This is a genomic window from Leptospira yanagawae serovar Saopaulo str. Sao Paulo = ATCC 700523, assembly GCF_000332475.2.
GTDB lineage: Bacteria > Spirochaetota > Leptospiria > Leptospirales > Leptospiraceae > Leptospira_A > Leptospira_A yanagawae.
This window is the reverse complement of record NZ_AOGX02000047.1, coordinates 187672-201654: the sequence shown is the minus strand read 5'-3', so window position 1 is coordinate 201654 and position 13983 is coordinate 187672. Positions and strand designations below refer to the sequence as shown.

15 protein-coding genes are annotated in these 13983 nt (G+C 41.2%); 6 read left to right on the top strand and 9 right to left on the bottom strand.

Annotation, left to right across the window (positions count from 1 at the left end):
• Window positions 1–21: 21 nt before the first annotated feature.
• On the bottom strand, window positions 22–867 hold the full coding sequence (gene speE / locus LEP1GSC202_RS19040; RefSeq protein WP_015679252.1) for a polyamine aminopropyltransferase: 846 nt from the start codon (window positions 865–867) through the stop codon (window positions 22–24).
• A 140-nt stretch (window positions 868–1007) separates the two neighbouring features.
• Here speE and LEP1GSC202_RS19035 point away from each other — a divergent pair, with 140 nt between their 5' ends.
• Both LEP1GSC202_RS19035 and LEP1GSC202_RS19030 read left to right on the top strand, forming a co-directional pair.
• The gene (locus tag LEP1GSC202_RS19035; protein WP_039929588.1) at window positions 1008–1457 is read left to right on the top strand and encodes a hypothetical protein; all 450 of its coding nucleotides are present in this window, start codon (window positions 1008–1010) and stop codon (window positions 1455–1457) included.
• A gap of 71 nt (window positions 1458–1528) precedes the next feature.
• Window positions 1529–1918 carry a DUF302 domain-containing protein gene (locus tag LEP1GSC202_RS19030; RefSeq protein WP_015679429.1) on the top strand — a complete coding sequence of 130 codons (390 nt, stop codon included), beginning with the start codon at window positions 1529–1531 and terminating at the stop codon, window positions 1916–1918.
• A 90-nt stretch (window positions 1919–2008) separates the two neighbouring features.
• On the opposite strand, the gene LEP1GSC202_RS19025 is transcribed toward LEP1GSC202_RS19030, so the two are convergent.
• From LEP1GSC202_RS19025 to LEP1GSC202_RS19005, 5 genes are all read right to left on the bottom strand, one after another.
• A complete protein-coding gene (locus LEP1GSC202_RS19025; RefSeq protein WP_015679257.1) occupies window positions 2009–2653 on the bottom strand; it encodes a hypothetical protein in 645 nt (214 codons plus the stop codon).
• Between the two features lie 133 nt (window positions 2654–2786).
• The gene (locus LEP1GSC202_RS19020; protein WP_015679456.1) at window positions 2787–3689 is read right to left on the bottom strand and encodes a DMT family transporter; all 903 of its coding nucleotides are present in this window, start codon (window positions 3687–3689) and stop codon (window positions 2787–2789) included.
• 7 nt (window positions 3690–3696) lie between these two features.
• Window positions 3697–4179, bottom strand: a complete 483-nt coding sequence (locus LEP1GSC202_RS19015; RefSeq protein ID WP_015679259.1) for a DUF2505 family protein — start codon at window positions 4177–4179, stop codon at window positions 3697–3699.
• Window positions 4179–4961, bottom strand: coding sequence for a ferritin-like domain-containing protein (locus LEP1GSC202_RS19010; RefSeq protein ID WP_015679305.1), 783 nt, complete (start codon window positions 4959–4961; stop codon window positions 4179–4181). The genes LEP1GSC202_RS19015 and LEP1GSC202_RS19010 overlap by 1 nt, the downstream gene beginning before the upstream one ends.
• A gap of 58 nt (window positions 4962–5019) precedes the next feature.
• Complete coding sequence (locus tag LEP1GSC202_RS19005) at window positions 5020–5688, bottom strand: lysoplasmalogenase (RefSeq protein WP_015679345.1); 669 nt, start codon at window positions 5686–5688, stop codon at window positions 5020–5022.
• Window positions 5689–5754: 66 nt separating this feature from the next.
• Between LEP1GSC202_RS19005 and LEP1GSC202_RS19000 the strand changes: the two genes are divergently transcribed.
• The 4 genes from LEP1GSC202_RS19000 to meaB all read left to right on the top strand — a co-directional run bounded on the left by LEP1GSC202_RS19000 (window position 5755) and on the right by meaB (window position 11266).
• Window positions 5755–6063 (top strand): hypothetical protein, encoded by a 309-nt coding sequence (locus LEP1GSC202_RS19000; protein WP_244147781.1) that lies wholly within the window; start codon window positions 5755–5757, stop codon window positions 6061–6063.
• A 1-nt stretch (window position 6064) separates the two neighbouring features.
• Window positions 6065–7876 (top strand): methylmalonyl-CoA mutase family protein, encoded by a 1812-nt coding sequence (locus LEP1GSC202_RS18995; protein WP_015679288.1) that lies wholly within the window; start codon window positions 6065–6067, stop codon window positions 7874–7876.
• Window position 7877: 1 nt separating this feature from the next.
• A complete protein-coding gene (scpA, locus tag LEP1GSC202_RS18990; protein ID WP_015679430.1) occupies window positions 7878–10016 on the top strand; it encodes a methylmalonyl-CoA mutase in 2139 nt (712 codons plus the stop codon).
• 134 nt (window positions 10017–10150) lie between these two features.
• Window positions 10151–11266 (top strand): methylmalonyl Co-A mutase-associated GTPase MeaB, encoded by a 1116-nt coding sequence (meaB, locus tag LEP1GSC202_RS18985; protein WP_015679454.1) that lies wholly within the window; start codon window positions 10151–10153, stop codon window positions 11264–11266.
• 328 nt (window positions 11267–11594) lie between these two features.
• On the opposite strand, the gene LEP1GSC202_RS18980 is transcribed toward meaB, so the two are convergent.
• The 3 genes from LEP1GSC202_RS18980 to LEP1GSC202_RS18970 are packed head-to-tail and all read right to left on the bottom strand — an operon-like array spanning window position 11595 to window position 13913.
• Window positions 11595–12254: a response regulator transcription factor gene (locus LEP1GSC202_RS18980; protein WP_015679441.1), complete on the bottom strand. Its 660-nt coding sequence runs from the start codon at window positions 12252–12254 to the stop codon at window positions 11595–11597.
• On the bottom strand, window positions 12251–13495 hold the full coding sequence (locus LEP1GSC202_RS18975; protein ID WP_015679388.1) for a sensor histidine kinase: 1245 nt from the start codon (window positions 13493–13495) through the stop codon (window positions 12251–12253). The genes LEP1GSC202_RS18980 and LEP1GSC202_RS18975 overlap by 4 nt, the downstream gene beginning before the upstream one ends.
• A gap of 55 nt (window positions 13496–13550) precedes the next feature.
• A complete protein-coding gene (locus tag LEP1GSC202_RS18970) occupies window positions 13551–13913 on the bottom strand; it encodes a PilZ domain-containing protein (RefSeq protein ID WP_015679320.1) in 363 nt (120 codons plus the stop codon).
• Window positions 13914–13983 lie beyond the last annotated feature (70 nt).

Here is a 13983-nt window from a genome sequence, read left to right as displayed (position 1 = left end):
AGTGAAACATTTCACAAAGTTTTAGCCTTTTCGTTTGATGTATGCTTTTGCAAATTCAGGTAAAACAAAAGCCGCTTTGTGGATATCAGGGCTATAGTACTTAAGGCCTTTTGGAACCCGTTTTGGATCTGGAGTGACCGAATACGGATCAATGGCATTGGATAAAAATGTAAATCCAATGATTCCAGAAGGATATGTTGGGATGGTTGTGTAATAGTAACCATACTCTGGGAAAATCTTTGGAATGAATTCGAAAAGTGATGTGATCACATCTCCATGATACCAAAATGATTCTGCTTGTGTGGCAATGATTCCTGTTGGTTTTAAGGCACTCGCCATATCACGAAAAAATGGTTCTTTAAACAAAACTTCTGCAGGCCCTACAGGATCACTGGAATCCACAAGGATCACATCAAACCTTCCTTTATTGTCACGCGCAAATTTTGCTCCGTCATCGTAGTGGTGGATGACTTTTGGATCTTTCATTGCATCTGCACATTCAGGAAAATATTTATAACTGATGTCGACAACAGCTTTGTCAATTTCGCATAACACAACTTCTTTGACGGAAGGGTGTTTTAAAACTTCACGAACGGTTCCACCATCTCCTCCTCCAATCACAAGAACTGATTCTGGATTGGGATGACTCATCATTGGGATATGGGCAATCATTTCATGGTAAGAATGTTCGTCTTTGTTGGTAACCATTGTTACACCATCAAGTGTAAACATACGGCCAAAAGACTGTGTCTCAAAAATATCTATTTTTTGGAACGGAGATTGTAGGCTTTCGATTGTTTTTGTTACTCGGTAACTAACAGCTCGCCCTTTTTCTAATTCCAATTTTTCTGTGTACCAAATCTCCATTAAATGCTCCTAAGGATTCTCTCTTTGAACCAGAATAGGAATGGGAAGAAGAGAGTGTAGTTTTTTTTAAAGTTTTAGCTTTACGAAGGCTTAAAAATTGAACTTGGCGGGAATGGGACAGTCCCTTTCCATAGGCATGTATGCAGAAATATTCTCGCGTTTTTTACCTCGTCGGATTTTTGGCTATGCCAGTTTTTATCTTACTCCTCGTTTTTGGTTACATCAAAATCAACCAAATGGCGAGCGAAGAAATCCACTGGGGTCATAATAAGTCATTTGCCTTTGGACAAGCTTCGAGAGAAGGAAAACTCATTTTGCTTGCAGTCACCAAATCCCGATGTGAAATGTTAAGAGGATTGGAATGTGGCGAAGGGAAACCCGACCTCGGAACCTACGTCTTACTCAACTTCACCCCCCGCGACAACGAATTCCAAACCCTCATCCTCGATGACCGATTTGCCTCACTCAAAAATGAATCTCTCCCACAATACTTTTTACTCAATGCCTCAGGTGAAATCAGGCACTCTTCCAAACAACTCCCAAGTGTTGAGGAGATGCAAAAACTCCCCAAAAAAGAGTCTTCTCCCTAAAAATTAAAAAAAATCTCTTGCAACTTCCAAAACCGCCTATACCCTATGGGGTATAGGAATTCGGAGGATTTATGTTAGGGTTAACCGTACACAGAAAAAAGAGTTTTGAAGACACGATACACGACACAACAGAAGCACTCAAAAAAGAAGGGTTTGGTGTTCTTACCACCATTGATGTCAAACAAACCTTAAAAGATAAAATCGGAGTCGATTTCAAACGATATACCATCCTCGGTGCCTGTAACCCCAGTTTTGCGCACAGAGCCTTACAAACGACAGACGAAATTGGGATGTTATTACCATGCAACGTAGTTGTGACAGAAGAAAAAAACGGAGAAATCAAAGTCTCGATCTTTGATCCCATGACCATGACAAAACTTGTCCAAAACTCAGAACTCGAATCCATCGCAAAAGAAGTCCAAGACAAACTCGTACGTGTGATCCACCACCTGCACGAGTGAGTTTACCAACCGACACGCGTTAGGGCGCCTCGCCTTTGGACTAGATGATTCACATTTAATCCATTAGGCGAGCCTGTGCATTGAGAAATTTTAGATATTTAAAAAATCAAGATACATTTTAGCTCCAACGATCAAATGTTTTCTTAATTCCTCACCTTCTAAAAAGATTCCGTCATTCAATGGAATCTTATTTGTAGTTTTATGACTAATAATTAAATCAAACTGTGAACATTGCATTTTCTCATTTAGATCAGTAATGAGTTCTGAATCCATCAATTCGGAATTTTCAATATGAGTAAAACTTTGGTTTAATCTTTCACCAAGTGTAAGAATTTTTTTACCCATTAAATGTTCGAAAGAAAATACACTTAACTGACATACGTGGAAGGACTCCGCTAGATAAATTTCACGAGCCAATTCCGCGAACAAAGATCTCAAAAATACTCTTTCTGATTCAAAAATATCTTCCGGGAATATTACTAAGACTTTTGGTTTCATGAAGTAATCGAGAAAGTGTTTGTTAGCTGACCTAAGAGATTGAATTAATTGAATCAAATAATCAAAATAAGAAATCGACCATTTGTAGTTGGTCGAAGGATTCTGATTGAGAGTATCAATATAAGGATAATTCCTAACGGTTGGATCATTGGGGTTTTGTGCTCTAAAATAGACGAGATTTTGATTTTCAAAAATCACCACTTCCGTGTTGCGAGCGGATGTTATCTTCAATTTCATGAATGATCATTCCTAGTTGATCTATCTTTTTATAAAAGTTCTTTTTATCTTGGTTTTGGAAATAAAAAGATAATTTTTACTTTGCGAGTCAACCGGAATGAAGCCCCTGTCGAAGCAAAGTGACAGTGGGTTTTTACACAAGTTTCTCTTTTTCCTGTATCCGATTTTCTTTCTGTTTCCGAAACACTTCCATCACAGCACAAAACAAAATCACCCCTCCACCGAGCCATAACCTATCGGGAGGGACTTCTCCTAAAAAATACCATGCCGCCAAACTCCCGTAAATCGGGCTTAAAGTGGACAACGTTCCCGCCGTAGTCACTGATAAATTTGACAAACTCCGAATCCAAATGGTATGAGCAAGGGAGGTAAAAATTCCCGCAAGGATCACTTGGAAGAGGAGATACTTTGGTTCTGAAAGCATCTGGGAAAGTCCATCGGCAAAGGGGAGTAAAACCAAGGAAGTTGCTAAAAGTTGGGTGAATAGAATTTGAGAACTTGGATAATGTACATGCATCTCTTTTGTAAGTAAGTTGCGGATCGCATACAATACTGCCGATACCACCCCCCAAACCACACCTTGGAACATTTGGTTGTCCCAAGATAAATCTGGCACAATGAGAAAAAGTCCAAACAAAGAAAAACAAGCTAAAAATAACGCAAATGGCTCTGGCTTTTTTCCACCAAACAAAGGTTCTAAGATGGCAGAAAACACAGGATAAGTGAAAAGGGACAACATCCCAACCGCAACCGTTGAAACTTGGATGGAATGGAAGTATGTAACCCAGTGAACGGCAAACAAAATCCCAATCCCAAAGACAAAACTAAAGTCCTTAAAACTTCTGTACAATATGGACTTACGTCGGAGTAAAAAAAACAAACCCAAAACCAAAACGGAAAACAAAGCACGACCCGAGATAATGGTGACGGCAGGAAACGGTAGGAGTTTGGCAAACAAAGTGACGTTCCCCATGATAAGGATCGTCAAATTGAGTTCTAATACAGAACGAAGGAACGAGGGGGAAGAAGTTTTCACTTCTTCCCTAGGTTTCAACCCCTAAAAATTTGGCGATGGATTTTCTATCCTTCTCCAAACTATGTTTGTGGATTTCTTCGATTGCCTTCTCTACGATGGGAGAAACAAAAAGTAAACTCGATACTACGTCTACATCATAAGACCTAGTGGATTCTGCACCACTCGCTTCGTATTTGCTTTTCCCTTTGATCACAAACACATTGTCTTTCCCAGGAGGGGAAATTTTAAATTCATGGGTATTCGTTGTGATATCAAACGTGGATTCTTCGAGTAAGGATAGGTCATTGAGAGCTGCCGACAATACGGCAGGCATGGATCCCTCCAAACTCACCTTTCGTTTTTGGTGGATGAGGTTCCCTTCCTTTTTTTCTTCGAGTAAGGTAACGTTCTTTAGATCAGGGAACTGGTCTAGGTGTTTGTATCGTTCCTCTCTCGCATGCAAAAGTTTCTCTAATGGGACTGGAAATGTATGGGTGACTTGGTATTTCACTATTTTTTCTTACCTTTTTTCTTTGCCGGTTTTGCCTTTGGTTTGGCTTTTTTAGGAGATGGTTTAGCGGCCTTTTTAAGTGCCTTTTTCACCTTCGCTTTGTTTGCTGGTTTTACAACCGTTTTAGAGGAAGTTTTTGTTGTAGGCGTTGGTTTCGCCTTTGACGATGTTTTTGGTTTTTGGCTCGGTTTAGGACTGGTCTGTGCCTTCGGTTTTGGTTGTGATTTGGAAGGAGGGTTTACTTGTGCAAGTAACTCTTCATCTTCCCAATAAAACACTTGGTCGGCAGGTGTGGACTGTTCCATCGCCATGGCTTGAGCTTCTAACAATGAATTGTTGGATTCATTAAAGTTTGCTAATTTTTGGAATAACAAATTGATTTTTGGGTCTTGGAATTTCCCACGGATGGTCGCATAAAAATTACGAGCATCTTCCCCTTCTCGGATCGCAAGTTCGATTGCCTTTTTTTCGTCGGCTTTTACTTCTGCATTTTTGTTTCGATCGAGTCTATCCATGATCTTTTGGATGGTGGATGAATGGAATTTTTCGATTTCAGAAAGTTGTTTTAGATTTGGAAGTTCCTTACCTTCCGCACTTTTGTAAATTTCTTTGATGTATTTGATATGCTCATCGCCGTCTAACGCGAGTTGGCTGAAGAGTTCTCTAATTTGTCCTTCTGGCAAACTTTCAGAAAGTTTAAGATAAAAATTGAAACATTGAACCTCATGTTCAATTGCAGCCGCTACTGCTTCAATAAAGGATGTTTTTTTTAGTGATTTCATAATCCCTTTCCCTGGTTTTGTAAAACCATAAATACGATACTCGTTTGACCGAGGTGAATCAAGTATTTTTCACTGATTGAACGTCTAACTCTTCCCTCTTTGTAGCTGCATAAATCAGCAATTGAGCAAGATAATAGGTGATCATTATGCCAAGAGAAGCGATAGAACGATCCATCTCCCGGTTTAGAAACATTGAATACGCGATGATCGAATCGGAAAGGATAAAAACGAGGGCTCCCGCAAGACCTAAATAAAATGGTTTTGTAATGGAATTTCTCGCAGCGGCCCTCCAACCCATCAGGCAAATGGCAGAAATATAAAACCCAACTGGGATCATAAGGGCACCAAGTTTCGGTGCGAGCACCATAAAAAAGGAACTTCCAAACAGTAAAAAAGGAATGGCAAGCAGCGGTTTGATTTTAGAATCAATGGTGAAGGCGTACGAATAAATCAATTGGGCAACAAGAAAGGATCCAAGCCCTGGTACAAAGTATCCTTCTTTCGGGATGGCTAAAAAACTATCACCAAAAAGGGAAAATACAAACCCCACCGCCACCAATTTCCCACGTTTTTCCAAACTCGGGAAAAATCGAAACAAAGACACAATCAAAATAAGGATTGGTATGATTTTGGATGGAAGATAAAAAACATCATCCTTAGTGATCGTAACGATCGCAAGCAGATGCACAATAGAAAAGAGAACAAACAAAACAATTTCTTTAGCCATATTTCTTACTTTACACAGATATCATTCTCGAGATTTCATCAGATGGAAAGCCCGAGTGATCAGCCTATGAAACAAACACGACCCTTGTCTATCCTTTTCTTAATCTGTCTTTTGTGGACACAAACCCTATCCGCAAGAGAAGTCCCATCTGGCGGTGAAATGTTGATTGATCTCATCGTTGCACGACCTATGGGACTTGCAGGAACAATTCTTGGAACTGCTGCGTTTATTGTTGCTTCCCCATTCACACTTCTCTCTGGAACATTCATCCAATCAGGGAAAAGATTGGTTGTGTATCCTGCAAAATTCACCTTCACACGAGGGTTAGGCGACTTCCCTGGTTATATGGAAGATTACCAAATCGTAGAGGAATAAATTGAACGAATTTTTATTTTCAGACTTCCCCGAAGTATCCACCGAAGATTGGAAAAACCAAATCCTTAAAGACCTAAAAGGCAGTCCTTGGGACAAAGTGACCTGGGAAACCGAAGAAGGTTTTAAAATTGAACCCTTTTACCGCAAAGAAGACCTTCCTGTTTTACCAAGAGTTTTCAAACGAAACCCGGGATGGAAAGTCACTGAATCTGTCACAACAAATTCCGAAGCCAATTCTCTTTCAGAAAAGGGAGTTGATGCTGCCATCCTTATTTCCCATGAAGAAAATGGAACTCAATATGGTTGTAAAATTTCATCGGCTTCTGATTTAGAAGTTTTGTCAAAAACCGTTGGCGCCATTCCCCTCATCGTTTCCCTTGCCACAAGGACTCCTCAATTTGTAGATTCCTTAAAAAAACTGGTCCCTTCGCATAACACAGTACTTGGTGATTTTGATCCGTATGGAACAGCGCTTCTCTGCGGCGAACTCGGTTGTGAAGAGAATACCTTAGGCACTAGTTTTGCCTCTCTTTCGGGAACAAAGGGTTTTGCCGGTGTTGGCATCCATAGTTTGTACTTACGCGATTCAGGGGCTTCCATTAGCCAAGAACTCGCCTATTCCCTGGCTTGGGGAGTGGATTACCTAAACCAGCATTTGGATGCGGGAGTTTCTATAGAAGATGCCTCTGCTAACATTTGGTTTTGGATGGGAATTGGATCGGATTATTTTACAGAGATCGCCAAATTCCGCGTTATGCGAATCCTTTGGACAGAAATTCTAAATGCCTACAAACCAGGCCTTGGAGAAACACTTCCTGCCCTAATCCTTGCCCAAACTTCCAATTTTCAGTACACAGCGTACGATCCTTATGTAAATATGTTACGGGGGACAACGGCTGCAATGTCCGCGGTGATTGGTGGGGCAGATTTTATTTCCGTTTCCCCATTCGATTCAGAATACACCACAAAACAAGAGTTAGGCAAACGAATTGCAAGGAATGCCCAACTCCTCCTTCGTTATGAATCGTTTTTAGACAAGGTAGAAGACCCAGCTTCCGGTTCATACTATTTGGAAGTCCTCACTAAAAAACTGGCAGAAACTGCTTGGGGAAAATTCCAAACCATCGAGAAAGACGGTGGTTTCGGCGCCTCTCTAAAAAAAGGAACCATTCAAAAAGAAGTCAATGTACGTGCTTCTAAAAAAAGAGAGGCCCTTGCTTCAAAAAAAGAAATCCTACTTGGGACAAACCAATACCCACTCCCTACAGAAAGGCATGCGGAACTAAAAGAATCAATAACCGAAACGGAAAAAAGACTTTCGTATTCAGAAAACTCAACTTACGAGCGTTTGGTGCCACTTAGGCTATCTTATGAATTTGACAAATGGAGGAACAAAACGGACCTCCATGTGGCTGCCGGTAAAAAAGCACCAAAGGTATTTTTACTTACCATTGGGGACCTCACCATGAGAAAGGCAAGGGCTGGTTTTAGTTCCAACTTCATTGGGTGCCTCGGATATGAAATCATCGACAACCTTGGTTTTTCTTCTGTAAAAGAAGGTGTTGCAAAAGCCAAAGAACTTGGGTCTGAAATTGTTGTCCTTTGTTCGTCTGACGAAGAATATGCGACCTACCTACCTGAATTTGTTTCCGAGATGAAATCGCAACTTCCAAACTCTTGGAAACTGCTTGCGGGTTATCCAAAGGACCTAATAAGCCAAGCGGAATCCCTCGGCATCGATGACTTCATCCACATGAAACGTAACCTCGTTGGGTTTATGGAAAAGGCCCAAACCAAATGGATCGGGAAATAAAATGAAGAAACCTAATTTTGCAAATACCCCTCTCTCGTTTAGTGCTCCAAAACCAGACCCAAAGTCCATTTCCCTTTGGCAAACGGCTGAAGGGATCTCCATCCAATCACGATACCAAAACTCTGACTTGGAAGGGATGGAACATTTAAATTACGCAGCAGGAATTCCACCTTACCTTCGGGGACCCTACTCCACGATGTATGTGAACAAACCTTGGACGATCCGCCAGTATGCAGGATTTTCCACGGCCGAAGAATCGAATGCCTTTTATCGCAGGAACTTAGCAGCGGGGCAAAAGGGACTTTCTGTTGCCTTTGACCTTGCCACACACAGAGGTTATGATTCTGACCACGAACGAGTGGTAGGAGATGTGGGAAAAGCGGGAGTGGCCATTGATTCGGTCCTCGATATGAAAATCCTCTTCGACCAAATCCCTCTCGACCAAATGTCAGTTTCCATGACAATGAATGGTGCTGTGATTCCCGTACTCGCCTTCTACATTGTCGCTGCCGAAGAACAAGGGGTTTCCAAAGATAAACTTTCAGGTACCATCCAAAACGACATCTTAAAAGAATTTATGGTGCGTAATACTTACATCTACCCACCTAAACATTCGATGAAAATCATTGCGGACATCTTTGGTTATACTTCCAAGTACATGCCTAAGTTTAACTCGATTTCCATCTCTGGGTATCATATGCAAGAAGCAGGTGCCACTGCTGATTTGGAACTCGCGTATACATTGGCTGATGGATGGGAATACATCAAAACAGGAATTGCATCTGGCCTTTCAGTAGATGAATTTGCACCCCGCCTCTCCTTCTTTTGGGCGATTGGGATGAACCATTTTATGGAGATTGCCAAAATGCGGGCAGGACGTCTGCTCTGGGCAAAGATTGTAAACCAATTCCAACCAAAGTCCACAAAGTCACTAGCACTCAGGACCCATTGCCAAACCTCAGGGTGGTCACTTACAGAACAAGACCCATTCAATAACGTAGGAAGGACATGCATTGAAGCCATGGCAGCTGCCCTTGGCCACACACAATCCCTCCATACCAATGCCCTGGATGAAGCGATAGCCCTCCCCACAGACTTCTCTGCAAGGATTGCACGTAATACGCAGATTTACCTTCAGGAAGAAACAAACATCCACCGTGTCATCGACCCTTGGGGGGGTTCGTTTTATGTGGAAAAACTCACCAATGACTTAGTCCACAAAGCATGGGATCTCATCACCGAAGTACAAAAATTAGGTGGGATGGCAGAAGCAATTGAGACAGGAATTCCAAAGATGCGTATCGAAGAAGCATCGGCAAGAAAACAAGCTCGTATCGATTCTGGTAAAGATGTGATTGTGGGTGTGAATCGATTCCGTTTGGATAAGGAAGCACCACTTGATATTTTGGATATCGATAATACTGCCGTTCGAATCGCACAGATCAAACGTCTTGAACAAATGAAAAAAGACAGAGATAACACTGCCGTCGAAGCTGCGTTAAATGCCATTACGAAATGTGCTGAAACTGGTAATGGAAACCTACTTGAGCTCGCAGTGGATGCCGCAAGAAAACGTGCTTCCCTCGGTGAAATTTCATATGCAATGGAAAAAGTATTCGGGAGGTATAAAGCTGTGATCAGGTCCATCTCTGGAGTTTACTCCTCAGAAATTTCCGAAGACAAAGGTTATATCGAAGCAAGGTCACTTGCGGATGAATTTGCAAAACTGGAAGGGAGAAGACCTAGGATCATGGTTGCCAAAATGGGACAAGATGGCCATGACCGAGGTGCCAAAGTGATCTCTACTAGTTTTGCTGATATGGGGTTTGACGTTGATATCGGGCCACTTTTCCAAACGCCAGCAGAGGTTGCCAAACAAGTAGTAGAAAACGACTGTCATATACTGGGAGTATCGTCTCTTGCTGCTGGACACAAAACTTTGGTTCCACAAGTGATTGAAGAATTGAAAAAACTGGGCGCCGAAGACGTGTTAGTTGTTGTGGGGGGAGTGATCCCAGCACAAGATTATGACTTTCTCTACAAATCAGGTGCCACTGCCATTTTTGGACCAGGGACCGTGATTTCTGAAGCTGCGAAACAAATCTTAAATTTGTTACTTGGCGAACGAAGAGCCGCTTAGTCGATAAAAGAAGCAAACAAAACACCAACCAAAGGTCACCGAAAGACAAACAAACATTCGGTGGAGTTTGGTTGGTCCGTTTGAACTTATTTTCGAAACAATAGGCAGAACAAACGATCCGAACGATACAAACCATGGACCAAGTGAACAAAGCGGACGAAACCAAAAAAGAGCAAAGCGTTATTGGCGAACCAAAATCAGCCCTTTCGGTAAATCCTGGTGTGGCAGATGCCCCTGCGATCTCTCCTTACATCAAAGAACAACGGAAATCCTTATCCAAAAAAGAAACCACTGCTTTGTCCCTTGCCGAAGGAATCCTCGCAGGAAACCGCACTGCCCTATCCAAGGCCATAACTTTAGTTGAAAGTAATTTGGATGAACACAATGACAAAGCCCAAGCCATCTTAGAACTGGTGATGCCAAAGGTAGGAAACTCCATCCGCATTGGGATCACTGGAGTTCCGGGAGTGGGAAAATCCACTTTCATTGAAAGTTTTGGCAGTTTCATCCTCGAACAAAATCGAAAGCTCGCTGTTCTCGCCATTGATCCGAGTAGCCAAAGGACAAAAGGTTCCATCCTTGGTGATAAAACCAGAATGGAAGTTTTATCAAAATCAGAAAATGCATTCATTCGGCCTTCACCTAGCAGTGGTTCGCTTGGAGGAGTCGCAAGGAAAACTCGAGAAAGTATGTATCTCTGTGAGGCCGCAGGATTTGACACTATCATCATTGAAACCGTGGGAGTGGGACAATCGGAAACACAAGTCCATTCTATGGTGGATTTCTTTTTATTACTCATGCTTGCCGGTGCCGGAGACGAACTCCAAGGGATCAAACGAGGGATCATGGAGATGGCAGACCTTATCGCCATCAACAAAGCTGATGGCCCTAATGAAGCCTATGCCACAAGAGCAAGAGCCGAATACGAATCAGCGCTCCACCTCTTCCCTGCTCCAGAATCCAAATGGACACCTCGGGCCACAACTTGTAGTGGTCTTGGTGGAAAAGGAATTGATGAAATTTGGAAACTCATCAAAGACTACATCTCTACCACAAAAGCAAACGGATATTATGCGAAAAATAGAGAGGACCAAACTAAAACTTGGTTTGAAGAATCCTTACGGGAAGCGGTTCTCGATCAATTTTTTGCCAAAGAAGGGAAAAAAGAAGCGATCTTGCGTTCTGAAGCCAAACTGATGGGCGGAAAATCCACACTGCTCCGAGAAATCAAAACCCTACTCGGTAACTAAAAAAACACCACCGCGTTATGGACACGATGGTGCACGTAAAAGTCATCATTCATTAAAGGAAAATGCAAATGGATTGGATTCAATACGAAAACGAATCCAGGAGAATCTACTTTTGAACAGGTTTAGTGTATGAAATTGAGGACAAACAAAACCAAACAATACGTCCCAAACCAAAAGAGGATTCGTAAGCCATTCCACAAATAGGGATTCAATGGGTCTTTCTGGCTCGTTTCATATTGATGGAATTCCAATGCAACCATAAGTATACGTTATTTCCCTAACTTCGTCTATCTACCAAATGGTATAAAAATGAAGCAAATGGCAAAGATCAAAAAATACCGAAGATCCTTGCCTTTTTTAACATTTGAACCCGGGTGTTGACTTGGAGTTTTTTGTATATGGTTTTGATTTGTTGCCTGACTGTACCAACAGATGTTCCAAAAAGTTGTGCAATCTGTTGTGGGTTGTCCCCTTCCGTAATGAGTTCTAAAATTTGTCTCTCTCTAGGTGTGAGTACTTCTAATCCTTGTTCCTTTTGACTTTGCCCTAACTTCCAATCTGGATTTGTTTTCGAAGCCCGAAACGATAACAAAACCTTAGTAGCAATCGAAGGAGAGATCACACTGCCTCCCTCTAAAATGGTTTGGATGGTATCAGGAAGAGAATCCAATTCCGATTTCCAAATATAACCAGAAGCACCTGATTGGATCGCTGCAAAAATCACGTCATCGGTTTGTAAGGCAGAAAGTACAAGGCTTTTTCGAGATTCCACAGTGTGGTATTTTTTTAATACATCGATTCCCGTTAACCCAGGAAGCCCAATGTCGACTAATAACAATTGTAATTCTTCTTTTGGAGGGGTCTGGAAAAAACTTTCCGCTGAATCCCAGGTGAGAATGGAAACATTCCCTTGCAAAAGAAGTACATCTGTAAGGGATTTCAAATAATCAGGGTTGTCTTCAATGATGCCAACTAGGATCTGATTCATAAACTAAATATCGACTTTGGTAGTTTGATCAAAATTTGGAAAGGGAAATCTATAAAATTAACTTTTCCTTGTAAAAATATGACTCTTTGTTCAATCCCTTTGATTCCTAATCCAAATTCCAAAGAGGAAGGCTTCGGATTCTGTTCCAAGGATTGTTTTGTTTGTAAATTCGTTGGTACTTCCGAGATAAAATTGATGGTAAGGTTATCTTCCGTCACCATTACTTGGCATGTAGTTTTCCCAAATCCATGGCGTAAGTCATTGGTTGTAATTTCTTTCAAAATTTGTAGGATGTGATGGGCATGTTCAGGTTCTTTGATTTGGATGAGTTTGTCAGTCTCCAAAGAATCCAATACTATGGAGATGTCTCGGCCCAAAGATTTATATCTTTTTTTGACAAGCAAATGGATTCCATCTACCAACGACTCTTGTAAAATTTCACGATGGTCTTCCTCTTTTACTTGGTTTCGTAACGATTGTAAGGCGTCACTTGACAATTCTTTGATTTTTTGAATTTGAGGAGAACCAACTTGAGTAGGATTTTGTTCTAAGTTTTGGCTTAACAAATACAAGTCCGTGAGTTTGGAACCCAAACTGTCGTGGATATCTTGGAAAAAAGTTCTACGTTTTTCTTCGAGTAACATCCCTCGGTAAGCGGCGATGTAACGAGTTTGGAACCACCAATGGTTGAGAAAAAATGCAACCAAAAACAAAGGTACGGTGGTTGACATCTCACGCCATGTTTCTTCAGGGATGGAACCTTCATTATTAAACGCCACACGTGTTACATACAGAAAAAAGACAATGGTCCATTCTAAAATGAATTGCCATACAAGTCCTGGATAAAAGAAGCAAGTGGTTCCAATGAGTGCAATGATGGTTAACCAATTTCTTGGATCAAAATAAGGGATAATTGGATCATGAAATCCTGTTTCTATTTCCACAAGAACTAAGAAAAAAAAAGAAAACCTTACCAGTTTAGAAATAAATCCATTTGTGTTTTGATACCAAAACGAAATGCCTACAAGAAACAAACTGATTAAAAGTTGTACAAAGGAGAGGTAACAATTGATCAAATCTTCTTTGCCCCATTCTAAGTACACACTTTGGGCATAAGCAAGTGTGTATGCAAAACCTAATAGATATAATTTATTTAGAATTTCAGAATATACGGCAATGAGCGAAATTGGATCATATTCTCTTCCAAATATTTTTTGAACTGTCTTTTGAAAGAGCGTCATATTGCCAAAAGAGTGATTGGTATTGAAAAATCTGATAGGGGTTTGGAATTTGATTTCACACTTCCAGTTTGTGGATGTGTTCTAATAAAAGTTTTTTGTCATCTTCAAAGATTTGGTTAAACTCTAAGCCCACTTCATAAAAAGCACCTTCCCCAAATTCTTCTAAACGAACCACTTTGGCTTTTGGATACAAAACATATTTTACATCAGGGAACCTAAGTTCCAACTCAAGCCTTGTCCCCAGAGGCATCGGCTCTTTTGTTCGGAAAAGCAGACCCCCTTCGGAAATGTCTTGCGAGTCCCCCTCTCCCTTATCACTGGGAAGGAACTGAGCAGAGCCTGCTCCCGATTGGATCACACGGTAGGTGAGGTGGACTTTTTCAGAGATACGTTTGTAAATTCGGCGTTCGCTAGACATGATAGCAAGAGAACACCAAATTCAAAGTTTGGGCAAGTTTAAATTGGAAAATGGATCCGGTGATCCAATT